The organism is Streptacidiphilus neutrinimicus, from assembly GCF_000787815.1.
Lineage (GTDB): Bacteria > Actinomycetota > Actinomycetes > Streptomycetales > Streptomycetaceae > Streptacidiphilus > Streptacidiphilus neutrinimicus.
On record NZ_BBPO01000044.1, the window covers coordinates 17559 to 32958 of the forward strand.

The 15400-nt window shown below is 72.4% G+C and carries 13 protein-coding genes and 1 tRNA gene; 8 read left to right on the forward strand and 6 right to left on the reverse strand.

Annotation, left to right across the window (positions count from 1 at the left end; genetic code table 11):
• Positions 1-13 precede the first annotated feature (13 nt).
• Complete coding sequence (locus TR48_RS25150; RefSeq protein WP_042371271.1) at positions 14-967, reverse strand: aldose 1-epimerase family protein; 954 nt, start codon at positions 965-967, stop codon at positions 14-16.
• Positions 968-1220: 253 nt separating this feature from the next.
• Here TR48_RS25150 and TR48_RS25155 point away from each other — a divergent pair, with 253 nt between their 5' ends.
• Positions 1221-3419, forward strand: coding sequence for an N-acetylmuramoyl-L-alanine amidase (locus tag TR48_RS25155; protein ID WP_052442988.1), 2199 nt, complete (start codon positions 1221-1223; stop codon positions 3417-3419).
• Positions 3420-3586: 167 nt separating this feature from the next.
• Positions 3587-4744 (forward strand): acyl-CoA dehydrogenase family protein, encoded by a 1158-nt coding sequence (locus TR48_RS25160; protein ID WP_042371274.1) that lies wholly within the window; start codon positions 3587-3589, stop codon positions 4742-4744.
• 88 nt (positions 4745-4832) lie between these two features.
• Here the strand turns inward: TR48_RS25160 and TR48_RS25165 are convergent, their stop codons facing one another.
• From TR48_RS25165 to TR48_RS25175, 3 genes are all read right to left on the reverse strand, one after another.
• Complete coding sequence (locus tag TR48_RS25165) at positions 4833-5879, reverse strand: MerR family transcriptional regulator (RefSeq protein ID WP_042371276.1); 1047 nt, start codon at positions 5877-5879, stop codon at positions 4833-4835.
• Between the two features lie 93 nt (positions 5880-5972).
• On the reverse strand, positions 5973-6719 hold the full coding sequence (locus tag TR48_RS25170; RefSeq protein WP_042371278.1) for a tyrosine-protein phosphatase: 747 nt from the start codon (positions 6717-6719) through the stop codon (positions 5973-5975).
• A 31-nt stretch (positions 6720-6750) separates the two neighbouring features.
• Complete coding sequence (locus TR48_RS25175; RefSeq protein WP_084729740.1) at positions 6751-7302, reverse strand: TIGR03086 family metal-binding protein; 552 nt, start codon at positions 7300-7302, stop codon at positions 6751-6753.
• 160 nt (positions 7303-7462) lie between these two features.
• Between TR48_RS25175 and TR48_RS25180 the strand changes: the two genes are divergently transcribed.
• From TR48_RS25180 to TR48_RS25205, 6 genes are all read left to right on the forward strand, one after another.
• Positions 7463-7936: an SRPBCC family protein gene (locus tag TR48_RS25180; RefSeq protein ID WP_042371279.1), complete on the forward strand. Its 474-nt coding sequence runs from the start codon at positions 7463-7465 to the stop codon at positions 7934-7936.
• Positions 7937-7989: 53 nt separating this feature from the next.
• On the forward strand, positions 7990-8802 hold the full coding sequence (locus TR48_RS25185; protein ID WP_084729742.1) for a class I SAM-dependent DNA methyltransferase: 813 nt from the start codon (positions 7990-7992) through the stop codon (positions 8800-8802).
• 137 nt (positions 8803-8939) lie between these two features.
• Positions 8940-10748, forward strand: coding sequence for an alkaline phosphatase family protein (locus TR48_RS25190; protein ID WP_042371280.1), 1809 nt, complete (start codon positions 8940-8942; stop codon positions 10746-10748).
• 191 nt (positions 10749-10939) lie between these two features.
• Positions 10940-13048, forward strand: coding sequence for an alpha-galactosidase (locus tag TR48_RS39760; protein WP_201777155.1), 2109 nt, complete (start codon positions 10940-10942; stop codon positions 13046-13048).
• A gap of 45 nt (positions 13049-13093) precedes the next feature.
• Positions 13094-13588, forward strand: coding sequence for a pyridoxamine 5'-phosphate oxidase family protein (locus TR48_RS25200; RefSeq protein ID WP_042371282.1), 495 nt, complete (start codon positions 13094-13096; stop codon positions 13586-13588).
• A gap of 105 nt (positions 13589-13693) precedes the next feature.
• Positions 13694-14266 (forward strand): Rv1733c family protein, encoded by a 573-nt coding sequence (locus TR48_RS25205; protein WP_152628171.1) that lies wholly within the window; start codon positions 13694-13696, stop codon positions 14264-14266.
• A 22-nt stretch (positions 14267-14288) separates the two neighbouring features.
• Here TR48_RS25205 and TR48_RS25210 read toward each other — a convergent pair whose 3' ends face one another.
• Together TR48_RS25210 and TR48_RS25215 are read right to left on the reverse strand one after the other, a co-directional pair.
• Complete coding sequence (locus TR48_RS25210) at positions 14289-14933, reverse strand: maleylpyruvate isomerase family mycothiol-dependent enzyme (protein WP_201777156.1); 645 nt, start codon at positions 14931-14933, stop codon at positions 14289-14291.
• Positions 14934-15186: 253 nt separating this feature from the next.
• Positions 15187-15259 (reverse strand) — tRNA-Arg (locus tag TR48_RS25215).
• Positions 15260-15400 lie beyond the last annotated feature (141 nt).

Consider the following 15400-nt stretch of genomic DNA (forward strand, 5'->3'; position numbering starts at 1 on the left):
CGCCGCGACGTCGTCAGACGGCGCCGATACCGAATCGGTGCGCGACCCGCGCGCCCGGCTCGATCGCGAGCACGTCCTCGCCGGTCGCGAAGGCGTTCGGCGGGCAGCTCATCGGCTCGACGGCGACGCCCGCACGGCGGTGGGCGGCCGACAGGGTGTCGCCGGTGTAGAGCTGCACCCAGTCCAGGCCCGCGCCGAGCCGCAGCTCGACGCCCCGACCGGCCTCGGGGTCGGTCAGCCGAACCCGGGCCAGGCCGTCCGCACCGCGGGTCAGCCCGGTGCAGGCGGTGTCCAGCCGGGTGTCGCCGATCAGGCGCGGCGTACGGAAGTCGTACTGCGTGCCCGCCACCGCCTCGCGCGCCCCGGTCGGGATCATGCGGTCGTCCACGGGCAGCCAGGTGTCGGCCGGGACCTCCAGCAGCGCGTCCCCGATGCTGCCGGGGCCGCGACCGAGCGTCAGGTACGGGTGCGCGCCGAGGCCGTAGGGGGCGACGCGGTCGCCCATGTTGCGGGCCGCGATCTCGACGGTCAGCCCGGCCTCGTTCAGCTCGTAGTGGGCGGTGAGCTCCAGGATGTGCGGATAGCCGTGCATCGGGTAGAGCCGCAGGCCGAAGCGGACGTAGGCGCTCTCGTGCCCGGCGTCCTCGGCGACCACGCGCCAGGGCAGGACCCGGGTGAAGCCGTGGCTGGCGTTGCCGGCGGCGGGCTCGCTCAGGTCCAGCTGGCGGTCCTCGCCCTCCCAGCGGTAGCGGCCGTCGCGGATCCGGTTCGGCCACGGGATCAGCAGCTGCCCGGCCGCCCCCGGCGGCTGGGTCTCCGCCGGGTACTTGACCACCAGCGGCCGCCCGCGGTGGCTCAACCCGCGCAACCCGGCGCCGACGCCGCTGATCACGGCGCGGTAGTCGCCGGCCTCGAGCACCTGCTGCGGCCCGTTCGGGGACAGGGGGGAGAGGTTCGCATCCGCCATGGGCACATCCTCGCACCCGCGGGCCCCACGCGTCGGCCCGGCGCGATCCCGTCTCACCCCCCGAACCTGTCCCCGCCCCACCAGTGCTAACCTCACGCTCACTTGCGACCGATACTTCTCACGAACCATCAGGTCCACTGCTGCACCCCCGCACGCACGGCCGCGCGGGTTCCCCCCGGCGGCATCGACAGACTTGCAGAGGCACGCGTTGACGGCTCGACACGTCCGCAGACGGTCACGGCGCTGGATCGGCATGGGCGTCGTGCTCGCCGTCGGCGCGCTGGTGGTCGGTGCGGTCGCCGAGGCCGCCCCGAACCGCGGCGGCGTCAAGGGACCCACCCCGACCGCGGCGCCGGCTGTCGGCTCACTCGCCTGGCCCGGCGTCCCCGCCCGACCCTCCACGGCGCTGCAGCACGACTTCACCGAGGCCGCAGCCGAGTTCCACGTGCCGGTGCAGATCCTGCTGGCGGTCTCCTACGAGGAGACGCTGTGGGAGTCCCACGGCGGACGTCCGAGCACCACCGGCAACTACAACGTGATGGGCCTGACCCAGGTCTCCCCCGGCGACCTGGCCACCTCCGTCCAGCCGGACGTCGACGGCGGGGGCGCCGGCCCGGCCGGGCGGCTGCCCTCGACCCGGTCCCTCACCGAGCTGCGCCGGATCGACATGGCCTCGCCCGCGCTGCACACCCTGCAGACCGCCGCGGCGCTGGCCGGGGTCTCGGCCAAACGGCTGCGGACGGACATGCGGCAGAGCGTGCGCGGCGGCGCGGCGCTGCTCGCCGCCTACGAGCGCGGACTGCACCCGCAGGCGGGCGCCCAGACGCCCCTGCCCGCCGATCCGGCGCAGTGGTGGCCCGCCGTCGTGGCCTACGCGCAGGCCGAAACACCGTCCGCCGGACAGCAGTTCGCGGCGCGCGTCTACGACGTCGTGCAGTACGGCGCGACCCGGCTCACCGACGACAACCAGCAGGTGACGCTCCCGGCAGCGCCGTCCGTCCGCCCGGCGCAGCTGGCAGGCGCGCTCGCCGCGCTGGCCGCACCGGCCGACGGCGGCGGGGCCACGCCGGAGTGCCCGTCCGGCCTCGCCTGCACCTTCACGCCCGCCGTCTACCGGCAGAACCACAAGGGCAGCACGACGGACTACGGCGACTACGCGCAGGCCGACCGACCGACCGACGGCGACGGCGTCCAGTACCTGGTGCTGCACGACAGCGACGGCGCGCGCGAGGGCGCGATCGCCTTCGCCCAGGACCCGACCTCCTACGCGAGCGCCCACTACTTCGTCGGCAGCGACGGTTCGGTGACGCAGCTGGTCCCCACCAAGGACATCGCCTGGCACAGCGGCAGCAGGACCGTCGACGCGCACTCGATCGGCATCGAGCATGAGGGCTTCGCGCTGCGCACCGGCACCTGGTACACCGAGGCCGCGTACGAGTCCACCGCCGACCTGGTGCGCTACCTGGCCGCGCGTTTCGGCATCCCGCTGGACCGCGAGCACCTGCTCGGCCAGGACGACGTCCCTGCGTCGGCGCAGTCCGCCGCGGCTGCCGCTTCTCCGGGATCCGCGGACTCCGCGGGCACCCCGGACGGCGCGGATTCCGCGGACGTCGTGGCCGACCCGACGAACGCGGAGACCGGCCCCTACTGGGACTGGAGCCACCTGCTCGACCTGGTCGGCGCGCCGCTGACCGGCCTGCACGCGGAGCCGGTGGTCGGCGGCGCGGTCACCGTCGCCCCGCCGTACGACCGCACCACGCTGCCGGACCTGACCGGCTGCGGCGGCGCGGACCACGCCTGCCCCTCGCACCCGGCCGACTTCGTCTACCTGCGCGAGGCCCCCTCCGCGAATGCGCCGCTGCTGGGCGGCGGCACGACCGCGGCCTCGGACGACAGCGACAAGGCCGCGTACGGCCAGACCTTCGTGGTCGCCGGGGTGGCCTCGGAAGCCGACGGCGGGGGCGACTGGGTCGGCATCTGGTACGGCGGCCAGGAGGCCTGGTTCGAGGACCCCCAGTGGCACGACACCCTGGTGCCCGACCCGGCGGCCGGCGCCGCGCTGACGCTGGTCACCCCGACCGGCGACCAGCCGATCCCGGTCTTCGACCGGGCCCTGCCGGAGTCCTCCGCGTACCCGTCCCCGCTGGCCTCGCTCGCCGCCTCGCCCGCCCAGCAGCTGACGCCGCTGGGCGACACCATCGCCCCTGGCCAGGCCTACCTGGCGAGCTCCCAGGTGAGCGGCGACTTCGCCACCGCGGGCTTCGGCTGCGCGGCGACGGCCGGCCCGGCGGGCTGCACCGTGGTGATCGGGACGACGCAGTACTACCCCATCCGGTTCGACCACCGGATCGCCTTCGTCCGCGCCTCGGACGTGCAGATGATCGCCCCCGCCGCGCTGCCGACGGCCTCTCGCGCCGCCGTCTCCGCATCCTCGGCCTCCCCGACGCGCTGAGCGCTCGTTCAGTCCCGGTCGCGCCCCCGTCGGCGCGGCCGGGCTTCGGCGTGCGCCCGTCCTCGCCGAATAGCGCGCAGGCTCACATCGCGGCAGTCTGGACAGGAGGGCTACTCCTCATTAACTTAACGTTCGTTCGACAAGCTTTCCAGGGGAGGAGCGCCGTCGTGCGCCGCACCGTTTTCACCGAGGACCACGAGGCGTTCCGGGAGACCATCCGCGACTTCATCGCCAAGGAGGTCGTCCCGGTCTACCCGGAATGGGAGCAGGCGGGCCACGCGCCCAAGGACTTCTACCTCAAGCTCGGCGAGCTGGGCGTCTTCGGCATCGAGGTGCCCGAGGAGTTCGGCGGCGCGGGCATGACCGGCTTCAAGTACCAGGCCATCGTGACCGAGGAGTGCGCCCGCGCGGGCGTCAGCTTCGGCTCCGCCGGCGTCCACACCGGCCTCTGTCTGCCGTACATCATGGAGTACGCGAACGCGGAGCAGAAGAAGCGCTGGCTCCCCAAGTTCGTCTCCGGCGAGATGATGACCGCCATCGCCATGACCGAGCCGGGCACCGGCTCCGACCTGGCCGGCATGACCACCACCGCCAAGCTCTCCGAGGACGGCGCCCACTACGTCCTCAACGGCGCCAAGACCTTCATCACCGGTGGCGTGCAGGCCGACCTGGTCCTGGTCATCGCCCGCACCTCCCCGGCCACGCCGGAGGACCGCCGCGCCGGCCTCTCCATCCTCTGCGTCGACACGACCCTCCCGGGCTACTCCGTGGGCCGCAAGCTCGACAAGATCGGCCTGCGCACCTCCGACACCGGTGAGCTCGCCTTCGTCGACGTCAAGGTCCCCGTCGAGGACCTCCTCGGCGAGGAGGGCAAGGCCTTCTCCTACCTGGCCCACAACCTCGTCCAGGAGCGCCTCGCCATCGCCGTCGGCGCCTACGCCGCCGCCCGCGCGGCGGTCGACCTGGCCGTCGCCTACACCAAGGACCGCAAGGTCTTCGGGCAGTCCGTCGCCTCGTTCCAGAACACCAAGTTCGAGCTGGCGGCCTGCGAGGCCGAGGTCGACGCGGCGCAGGCCGTCGTGGACCGCGCCCTGGAGGCCTTCGAGACCGGCGACCTGACCCCGGCCGACGTCGCCAAGGCCAAGCTGTTCACCACCGAGGTCTGCAGCCGCGTCGTCGACCGCTGCCTCCAGCTCCACGGCGGCTACGGCTACATCCTCGAGTACCCGATCGCCCGCCTCTACGCGGACAACCGCGTCTTCCGGATCTACGGCGGCACCAGCGAGGTCATGAAGATGGTCATCGCCAAGTCGCTCGGCCTGTAGTCCTCAGGTTCGCAGTCGTGAGGAGGGGCGCGGGGATCACTCCCCGCGCCCCTCCTCGCTTGCGCGGCCTTCGCGCGCCCTACCCGCCCTACCCGCCCTGCGCGACGTCCGCGACGTCCGCGACGGCGGCCGCGATGTTGTCCGGCGCGCCGACCCTGCGCGTGAGCGCGACGAGCTCGCGCACCGCCGCCTCCGGATCCTCCGCCGCCACCAGCGCCCGGCGGATCTCCGCCTCCGGCAGCACCGCCGAGAGGCCGTCGGAGCAGAGCAGGTACCGGTCCCCCGGTCGGGCCTGACGCGCCGACACGTCCACGCCGCTGTCCTCCCGACCGTCGAGCGCCCTGGTCAGCAGAGCCCGCTGCGGATGCGCCGAGGCCTCCTCCTCGGTGAGGCGGCCCTCGTCGACCAGCGTGCGGACGTAGGAGTGGTCCGTCGTCAGACGCAGCAGCTCGCCGTCGCGCAGCAGGTACGCGCGCGAGTCGCCGACGTGCGCCAGGACGAGCTCGGATCCGGCCCACACGAGCGCGGTGAGCGTCGTCCCCGACCCGTCCAGCCCGGCGATGCCGCGGTTCGCCGCCTCCACGGCGGCCGGCACAGCCTGGTCCGGCGGACCCGACAGAGCCTTCAGCGCGTCGACGGCGAGGGTGCTCGCCCGCGCGCCCGCGGGGCCGTAGCCGTCGGCGACGGCCAGCAGGCCGGGGCCCGCGTACGCGGTGTCCTGGTTCGTCTCCCGGGCCAGGCCGCTGTCGGACGCGGCGGCGCCGCTCAGGCGGAGGAGAGTGCTGTTCATCGTGGCGGGTTCCTTCCCCCTCAGGTGGTCCGCGAGGAGGCGGGCCAGCCGGCGCCGGGCGTCGGTGTCGTGCTCGACCTGCGCCCAGTACGCGGCGACCTCGTCGGCCGCCGCCGCGGGCGGCAGCGTGCAGACCGCGGTGATCCGCGCCAGCGGCATGCCCAGCAGGCGCAGCCGGGCGACCAGTCGGGCCCGCTCCAGTTGGAGCGGCTCGTAGTACCGGTAGCCGGACGCGGGGTCGACGTGCGCGGGCCGCAGCAGGCCGAGCTCGTCGTAGAGCCGCAGCGCCTTCGGCGTGAGCTCGGCCGTCCGTGCGAAGGCGCCGATGGTCAACAGCTCCGCCATGTCCCGTCCTCCTCGCACCGGGCCCGCTGCGGACCCGGTGCGCACGATGCTGGGCCTTGTCCCAGGGTGAAGGTCAACAACCGTGCGGCGCCGCTACGCCGACGGCTCCAGCAGGACGTCCCGCAGGCGGCCGACGAGGGCGTCGTCCACGCCGAGACGCTGCTCCGCGTAGCCGCGCACCGAGCCGTAGTCGGCGGTGATGGCGGCCAGGAAGCGTTCCATCACCTCGGCCGGGGCGGCGCCGTAGTCCGGCCAGGTCGGCTCGCTGCCGTGGTTGGCCACGTGGGAGGCGCGCAGCAGCGCGCGCACGCGGTCGGTGAGCGCGAAGTCGGCGACGATGTCGGCCTCGTCGACGCCCAGCAGGGCGAGGACCGTCGCGGCGAGCTGCCCGGTACGGTCCTTGCCGGAGGCGCAGTGGAAGACGAGCGGGCCGGAGTCCTGGTCCGCGATGACCTCCAGCGCCTGCCGGATCTCCGCCACACCGTCCTCGGCGACCTCCCTGAACCGCTCGGCCAGGTAGGGGCCCGCCTTGACTTCCGGACCCAACGTCGCCTGGTCGTAAGGACGGTGCTCGATGCTGAGGTGGTGCCAGGTCACGCCGGTCCGCTCGGGCACGCGGCCGCGCGCCTCGATCTCGAAGCCGTGGCGCAGGTCGATCACCGTGCGGACGCCGAGCGCGGCGAACGCCGACAGATCGGCCTCACTCGTCAACTTGCCGAGCGAGTCGGAACGGTAGAGCCGCCCCCAGCGCAGCGGCCGCCCGTCCGCGGCGCGATAGCCGCCCAGATCACGGAAGTTGTGCAGGGCCTCGAACGTGATGTGCCGGTTGGGTGTGGACATCCCGCCACCCTAGCCAGCGTGATCACCGCCGTCAGCCGGCCCTGCGCCCGGTGAAGGCGAGCAGCCGCTCCAGTGCGGTGGCGTCGGCCGGGGCGGGCCGCTCCGGGCCGAAGCGGCCGTCGACGCGAGCCCGCGGCGCGATCCGCTCCGCGGCCGCCGCCGCGGTGGCGACGACGTCGTCCGCCGCCTTGAAGCCCTGGCCGGTGGCCTGCGCCAGGTCCCAGCCGTGGACGGTCAGCTCCAGGACCGTGAGGCCGCCCTCGGCGACCCCGTCGCCCTCCCAGGCCGCCGGCTTCGACCAGGCGGCGACAAGCCGGTCGACGACCGGCGGATACACCCGCCAGGGCGCGTCCGTCAGCGTGACGGGCGCGCCCTGCGGGACGGGCTTCCGCGCGGCGGCGTAGGTGCTGCGGACCATCGTCGCGAGCAGGTGCTCGCACAGCCGGTGGACGTCGAGGCGCCCGCACGGCGTCGGCCGCCCGCGCTTCCCCGCGAGGTCGCGCTCGGTGGCCAGGGCCTGCAGGCCGCGGGCGGCACGGGTGAGCTGGTCGGCCAGCTCCACAGGAGTGGGTTCGGACAGCATGGGACGGTTCTCCTCCGGCGAAGAGCGATGGTGCGCACGCCGCAGCCCAGTGTGTGGGCTGCCGTCCGAAGCCGCCTCGCGAGGGGGTGCCGTCCCCCGCCATCCGTGGTGGGATGGGAGCGAGTCGAGGAGGAGGCCGCGGAGCCGAGGAGGCGCAGTCGTGACGATCACCCCCGAGGGCGCCGTCGTCGTCAAGCGTCGGATCAAGGCACCGCCCGAGGCGGTGTTCACCTGTTTCACCGAGCACGACCGCCGGCTCTCCTGGCAGGGCGTCGAGGGCTACTTCGAGGCCCGTCCCGGCGGCGTCTACCGGATCCGCGTGGTCGGCGACGCGATCGCCGCGGGCGCCTTCACCACGGTCGAGCCCTACCGGCGGGTCGTCTTCTCCTGGGGCTGGGAGAACGAGGGCGACCCGGTGCCGCCGGGCAGCAGTCAGGTCAAGGTCGACCTCGCGCCGGACGCCGAGGGGACCGCGCTCACGCTCACCCACTCCGCGCTGCCCGAGGCGGCCCGCCAGCCGCACCAGGACGGCTGGGAGCACTACCTGGCTCGTCTCGCCGTCCTCGCCGAAGGCGGCAACCCGGGCCCGGATCCCTGGGCGGAGGAGGCCGAGGAGGCGGAGGAGAGCGACTGAGCCGCGCGCTAATTCGCTCGCGCTCCGGCGCCGAGGTCACGGAGACTGCGGACATGCCCGCCCACCAGCCTTTCCCGGCAGACCAGCCCGTCCCGACCGACCGGCCCTCCCCCGCAGACCGGCACTCCCCTGCAGACGGGCACTCCCCCGCAGACCGGCACTCCGACGCCTTCAGTGCGCACTTCGACGCCCGCGGGTACCCGGTGGTGGACGTCCGCACCGGCTACGCCGGCTGGGTGGACAGCTACGAGGACACCGTCGAGGACCTGATGGACGTCGACGTGCTCGCCTCCCTCGCCGTCCCGCGCTGGCCGGACCTGCCGCGCGCGGCCGACCTGGGCTGCGGTACCGGCCGCACGGGCGCGTGGCTGCGCGCACGGGGCGTGGGCGCGGTGGACGGCGTGGACCTCACCCCGCAGATGCTCGACCGGGCCCGTGCCCGGGGCGCGCACGAGAAGCTCGTCGAGGCCGACCTCGCGGACACCGGCCTGCCCGGCGACGCCTACCCGCTGGTGATCACGTCCCTGGTCGACGAGCACCTGCCGGACCTGCGCCCGCTCTACCGCGAGGCGTTCCGGCTGGCCGCGCCGGACGGGCTGTTCGTGCTGGTCGGGCTGCACCCGCAGTTCATCATGACTGCCGGGATGCCGACCCACTACACCGCCGCCGACGGCACCGAGACGGCGATCTCCACGCATCTGCACTACGTCAGCGACCACGTCGCGGCCGCTCTCGGAGCCGGCTGGACGCTGGCCGAACTGCGTGAGGAGCCGGTCGGCGACGCGTGGGTGGCGCGCAAGCCCAAGTGGGAGCGCTTCCGTGGCATCCCGGTTTCGGCCGCCTACGTCTGGCGCAAACTTGTCTAGTCAAGTGCAAGCCACCTGTCTCCACACTTGTCCAATCAAGTTTGGTCGGCATTCTTCCGAATGACAACGTCGGCCTGTACTTATGTCCCGTCCATGACGCACAGCCAGCACCACCTCACGACGGGACGAGGTACACCATGCGACTGCGCCGGAGCGCTCTTGGCGGGCTGACCGCCCTCCTCGGCACACTGATCTTCGCCGCCCCCGCCCCCGCCCAGGCGGCGGGGACGAGCGGCAACCTGATCGTCAACGGCGACGCCGAAGCCGGCGGCTACTGCACCAACGACTGGAGCGCGGCCACCACCGTGCCAGGCTGGACCGTCCAGTCCGGCGGCGTCAACGTGATGTGCCAGTCGGTCGGCTCCTTCGGCTACCCGAGCGACGGCAGCACCCCCGGCAGGGCGTTCTTCGCGCCGGGCAACTTCGGCGACGGCTCGATGAGCCAGACCGTCGACGTCTCCTCGGCGGCCTCCGCGATCGACGGCGGCGGCGTGCACTACAACCTGTCCGGCTGGCTCGGCGGCTGGACCACCTACGGCGGCTACGTCGCGGTGAGCCTGCACTTCCAGGACGCGAACGGCAACCCCGTCGGTGCGACCGCCAAGCTGCCGACCGTCTCCGCCACCGACCGGGGCCTGTCCAGCAAGTTCCTCTCGCGCAGCGCCACCGGCTCCGTGCTGGCCGGGACCCGCAGCATCCAGGTCGAGGTGCAGTTCCTGGACACCTCCAGCGAGACCGGCTACCTGGACAACCTGTCGCTGACCCTCGACACCCCGGTCACGACCCCGCCGGCGCTGACCGCACCCGTCTCGAAGGTGCCCGGCTACGACCACGTGTTCACCGTCATGATGGAGAACACGGACTACTCCGAGATCATGAACGACCCGACGGACACGCCGTTCATCCACAGCCTGATGGCCAAGGGTGCGACGATGACCGACTCCCACGCGGTCTACCACCCGAGCGACGAGAACTACCTGGCCATCGCGGGCGGCGACGCCTACGCCCAGGGCGCCACCTACTTCCCGAACATCAACTCGCCCGAGCGCAACCTGGGCGACACCGTCGAGGCCGCCGGCAAGACCTGGAAGGCCTACGAGCAGGGCATGGTCACCCCCTGCAACCTCACCAAGGGCGGCTCCGACAGCTACTACGAGCCCGACGACGCGCCGTTCGTCAACTACACCGACATCAGCGGCAACAAGGCCCGCTGCGCGGCGCACCTGTTCGACACCACCCAGCTGACCACCGACCTCAAGTCGGCCGCGACCACGCCGAACTACTCCTGGATCGCCGCGGACGACTACTACGACGGCGAGTCCTCCGGCAACGGCAGCTCCACCAGCCTGAAGACGCAGGACGGCTGGCTGCAGCAGACGCTCGCGCCGATCATGTCCTCCCCCGCCTGGACCCAGCAGCGTTCGCTGATCCTGCTCACCTGGGACGAGAGCGAGAACGAGGGCTACGACCACGTGGCCACCATCGCGGTCGGCTCGCAGGGCACGGTCCCGGCCGGCACCACCAGCCCGACCCACTACGACCACTACAGCGTCGGCCGCACCATCGAGGCCGCCCTGGGCCTGCCGGGCCTGACCGCCAACGACACCTACGCGACGCCGCTGAACGACGCGTTCGCCCCGTCCACGGCGTCCTCCCCGACGCTGACCGGCGACCTCAACGCGGTGAGCAACGGCGGCAACGTGACCTTCCGCTACGCGCTGCCGCCCACCGCGCAGGTGAGCGCGAAGAACTGGATCGGCATCTACCCGGCGGGCGTCAAGCCCGGCGCGCAGTCCTCGCTCACCTGGGCCTACACCCCCAACCAGAGCGGCGCGGCCACCTTCTCCACGAGCAAGCTGAACGGAGCGGGCAGCTACGACGTGTACTACCTGGCGAACGACGGCTACGGCGTGCTGGCCGGTCCGTTCCGCCTGACCGTCGGCTGAACCTGCTGAACCTGCTGAACCTGACCTGACGCTGCGTCAACTATTGACGCGCCCGCGCGGACCCTGTGAAATGCCCATGGCGTTGAACTTCGTTTGGTCCTGTTGCCTTCTGTCAGGGAAGAGACACCATGCACCGGAGGGTCCGCACTGTACTGGCCGGCTGCACTGTGCTGGCATCGGCGCTGCTCGGAATGGTTCCGGGCAGCGCCGGTGCGGCGCATGCCGAGTCGAACGGCGTCGCGCTGACGCCCCCCATGGGGTGGAGCAGCTGGAGCTTCATCCGCAAGAATCCCACTGAAGCGAACATCGAGGCACAGGCGCTGGCGCTGAAGAACAGCGGCCTGCTGGCCCACGGCTACCAGTACGTCAACGTGGACGACTTCTGGTACCTCGACCCAGCGAACTCCGTTGACTCCTACGGCCGCTGGGTCACCGACAGCAGCCGCTTCCCGGACGGCATGGGCGCGCTGGGCTCGTATGTCCACAGCCTTGGGGAGAAGTTCGGGATGTACCTCACCCCCGGCATCCCGGTCGCCGCGTACAACCAGAACACGCCCATCCAGGGCACGAGTTGGCACGCCCGGGACATCGTCTCCGACACCACGGACCACGAGACCAACTACAACTACGGCTCCGGGTCGATGTACTACATCGACTACAACAAGAACCCCGCCGCCGCACAGGCCTATCTCAACTCCTGGGCCGACCAGTTGGCTTCCTACGGCGTCGACTACCTGAAGATCGACGGCGTCGGCGACTGGGACGTCGCCGACATCCAGCACTGGTCCCAGGCGCTGAACCAGAGCGGTCGCCCCATCCATCTGGAGCTGTCCAACAGCCTCGACCCGGCGAACGCCGCCACCTGGCGTCAGTACGCCAACGGCTGGCGCGTCGAGGGTGACGTGGAGTGCTACTGCGGCAGCGGCTCCTATCCGCTGACGGACTGGAACAACGTCTCCTCCCGCTTCTCCGACGTGCCCAAGTGGATCCCCTTCGCCGGCCCCGGCGGCTGGAACGACCTCGACTCGGTCGAGGTCGGCAACGGGTCCAACGACGGCCTGACGGTGGACGAACGCCGGACGCAGCTGACCCTGTGGGCGATCGAGGGCGCACCGCTGCTGCTCGGCACCGACCTCACCGCCCTCGACCCGACCGACCTCTCGCTGCTGACCAACGACCGCGTCATCGCCGTCGACCAGTCCGGCGTCCCCGCCCACCCGGTGGACCAGGTCGCCCAGCAGCAGGTCTGGAGCGCGGCCGACACGGACGGCAGCTACACCGTCGCCCTGTTCAACCTCGGCTCCGGGACCGCGACGGCCACCGCGCACTTCGCCGACCTCGGCTTCGGCGGCTCGGCCGACGTCCAGGACCTGTGGAGCGGCGCCGACCTCGGCAGCTCGACCGGCTCCTTCTCCGCCTCGCTGGCCGCCCACGCCTCGCGCCTGCTGCGGATCACCCCGGCGTCGGGCTCCACGTTCACGACACCGCACTACAACCTGGTCAACGCCGCCACCGGCCAGTACCTGGACACCAGCGGCTCCTCACTGGTCACCGCGGCCGCGAACGGCGGCACGGACCAGCAGTGGCAGCTCGCCCCGGCCGGGGACAACGGCTACCGGATCGCGAACGTCGCCAGCGGGGAGCTCGCCAACATCCCCGGCGGGAGCGGCACCGCGGGCACCCAGCTCATCCAGTACCCGGACGACCACGGCGCCAACTCCCAGTGGACGTTCACCCCGAACGGCTCCGGCGGCTACACCGTCGCCGCCAGGTCGGACGGCCAGGTCCTGGACGTCAGCGGCGCCGCCGTCGTGCAGCAGCCGGCGAGCGGCGCGGCCACCCAGACGTGGAAGCTGGTGCCCGTGCTCGTACCCGGCCAGCAGTACCGCATCGTCAACGGCGCGACCGGCGGCCGGATGGACGTCGACAACGACTCCACCTCCGACAACGCCGCGATCCTGCAGTGGCAGGACAACGGCGCGGCGGACCAGCGCTGGTCCTTCGTCGCCCAGTCCGGCGGAACCGTCACCATCGTCAACGCGAACAGCGGCAAGCTGCTCAACGTCCCCGGGCCGACCACGATCCAGGGCACGCAGCTGATCCAGTACCACGACGACGGCAACAGCAACTCCCGCTGGACGGTGCTGGACGCGGGCCCCAACCTGGTGCAGTTCCGCAGCTCCTACGACGGGCAACTGATCGACCTGAACAACAGCGGCCGGTCGAACGGCACCTCGATCCTGCAGTGGCCCGCCGACGGCGGCTCCAACCAGACCTGGAGCCTGCTCGCACCGGAGTGATCCGGGGCGCCCGGGCGAGGCGGGTGAGGCAGGCGAGGTGATTGCATGGGGGCCGTGACGATCGACGACGCCATCCTCACGGCCCTCCGTGCGCACACCACGCTGACCCTCGCCTACACCGACGCGGACGGCCCGCAGGCCTGCGCCGTGCTGTACGCGGTCACCGGCGAGGGCTCGCTGGTGTTCGTCACCTCGCCCACCACCCGCCACGGCCGCGGGCTCGCCGCCGACCCACGCGCCGCGTTCACCGTCCAGGCGGACGGCCAGCGCTGGACCGAGCTCACCGGCGTCCAGGGCCGCGGCCTGGTCCGCCGCCTCCCGGACCAGAGCCGCGAGCCGAGCCCCGAGCGCGCGGCCGCCTGGGCCGCGTACACGCAGAGTTTCCCCTTCGTCACCGCCGACGAACGCCTCGGCGCGGCCCTGGCCGCGACCGCCCTGTGGGAGCTGCGGCCGAGTTGGCTGCGGCTGATCGACAACGCCCGTGGCTTCGGGGCGAAAACGGAATGGTCGACTCCTGTCGACCCCCTCCGCAAGGGTTGAAACACTGGCCCCAGGGCATGACCATAGAACCGGATGCAGTCGGGTGCGTCCGGTGTCCCCGCTGCATATGGACGTACCTGGACGTAGCGGTTGGGAGGCGGTGGGATGACCGCGCCGTCAGTCGCACCACAACCGAAGGCGCCGGTGCCGCGTCGTCGTAATCCGCTGCACCGCCGCACGGACTCGCTGCGCTTCTGGGTGAGGGTGCTGTTCGCCCTGGCTCTGGCCCTCGCCGCCGCGCTCACGGTCCTGCTCGGCTTCCATCTCTACGCCGACGGCCGCGCCGATGCCGCCAGACAGGCCGCGGGCCTGCACCAGGTCGACGCCGTCGCCACGACCCAGCCGATCTCCGCGGGCATCGACACCTGGGTCGCGACGCTGAGCTGGACCGACGCCGGCCATGCCTATCACCAGCAGGCCCCCGTCCCACCCGCGACCGCCCCGGGCGACCACGTCAGCATCTGGGTCAACGCCCAGGAGGTCCCCCAGCCCAACCCGATCCCGGCCGTGCAGAGCGCGGGCAGCGCAGCGACCTACTCCCTGGCCGTCTTCTCGGGCGCGGTCCTGCTGCTCTCCGGCGGCTACGCCTACTCCCGGCACCGCATAGACGCCTGCGCGTGGAAGTCCTGGGAGAACGAGTGGGCCAAGGTCGAGCCGGAATGGACCCACCGCTCGTGAGCCGCCGAGCTCACGACCGAGCTCACGCCCGCGACAGGCGTGAGCTGTAAGCCGCCAGCCCGTCCCCGGCCAGATCGTCCAGATGCGCGGAGCGGCCCGTCATCGTCATCACCAGCGACAGCATCGGCCCACGCACCTCGGGCCCCTCACCGTGCGTCCAGCCCACGTCCTCGGCCCGAAGCCGGACCCCGGCGATCCGGTTCTTCGAACCGATCAGCAGGTTCGACCCCTTGAAGAAGTCCGCGACGCGCACCAGCGCCTCCTCCGGGTACACCCGCCGCAGTCCCAAGGGCCGCCGGATGTCCTCGGAGTGCACGACCGCCTCCCCCAGCATGGCCTCCGTCGGCCCGGGCGGCGCCGTCGTGCGCCCCTGCGCCGCACGGAACGCGGCGATCGTCTCCTCGGGGGTCGCCTTCGTCCACTCCGCGACCCCGGCCGCGGAGAACTTGGGGAACCTGAACCCGGCCTTCGCCATCTCGCGCAGGAAGCGCGGCGGCGTCATCATCGCCGTCGACAGCATGTGCCCCAGCACCTGGTGCACGCTCCACTCCCCGCACAGCGACCGCGTCCCCCACACCCCGGGCGTCCGCCCGACCCCCTCCAGGTCGCTCAGCAACGCCTCCCGCTCCGCGTGAATCAGCGACCACGGACTCCCGGCAGCACCCACCACCATCACCTCATCGGGCCGTACCACGGGGTTCCCCCACACCTAGCACCGCCCGGCCCCACCCGCGACCCGAAGCCGGGGACGCCAGAGCACTCGACCTGCGTCGTTCCGGCCGATCGGCGAGCTGGGCGCGCCCCGGAAGCAACCGCAGCCCAGAACGACGCCGCCTGCTCTCCCGGCCCTCGCTGGCCCGCGAACGGCACGAAGACCCCCGGACCGACACGGTCCGGGGGCCTTCAGCTGGTCACGCTCGTGCCCCATGCAGGATTCGAACCTGCGACACCGGCTTTAGGAGAGCCGTGCTCTATCCCCTGAGCTAATGAGGCGGGGGGCGGGTAGCCCCTGACAGCGTAGCGGATCACCGGGCGGTGCGGACGCGGAGTGGAGGGGCGGTGGGCGCAGCGTGGTCGCGGGTCAGTGGCGGGGGGGGGGGGGGGGGGTTTGGTGTGGGGGGGGGGGGGGGGGGG

What these genes read in the sequence shown, in the direction of transcription:
- TR48_RS25175 (WP_084729740.1), bottom strand. Translation starts at nt 7,302, where the DNA reads ATGCTGTCCGAACCCACTCCTGTGGAGCTGGCCGACCAGCTCACCCGT.
- TR48_RS25190 (WP_042371280.1), top strand. Translation starts at nt 8,940, where the DNA reads ATGCGACTGCGCCGGAGCGCTCTTGGCGGGCTGACCGCCCTCCTCGGC.
- TR48_RS25165 (WP_042371276.1), bottom strand. Translation starts at nt 5,879, where the DNA reads ATGGCGGAGCTGTTGACCATCGGCGCCTTCGCACGGACGGCCGAGCTC.
- TR48_RS25150 (WP_042371271.1), bottom strand. Translation starts at nt 967, where the DNA reads ATGGCGGATGCGAACCTCTCCCCCCTGTCCCCGAACGGGCCGCAGCAG.
- TR48_RS25170 (WP_042371278.1), bottom strand. Translation starts at nt 6,719, where the DNA reads ATGTCCACACCCAACCGGCACATCACGTTCGAGGCCCTGCACAACTTC.
- TR48_RS39760 (WP_201777155.1), top strand. Translation starts at nt 10,940, where the DNA reads ATGGTTCCGGGCAGCGCCGGTGCGGCGCATGCCGAGTCGAACGGCGTC.
- TR48_RS25205 (WP_152628171.1), top strand. Translation starts at nt 13,694, where the DNA reads ATGACCGCGCCGTCAGTCGCACCACAACCGAAGGCGCCGGTGCCGCGT.
- TR48_RS25185 (WP_084729742.1), top strand. Translation starts at nt 7,990, where the DNA reads ATGCCCGCCCACCAGCCTTTCCCGGCAGACCAGCCCGTCCCGACCGAC.
- TR48_RS25155 (WP_052442988.1), top strand. Translation starts at nt 1,221, where the DNA reads ATGGGCGTCGTGCTCGCCGTCGGCGCGCTGGTGGTCGGTGCGGTCGCC.
- TR48_RS25200 (WP_042371282.1), top strand. Translation starts at nt 13,094, where the DNA reads ATGGGGGCCGTGACGATCGACGACGCCATCCTCACGGCCCTCCGTGCG.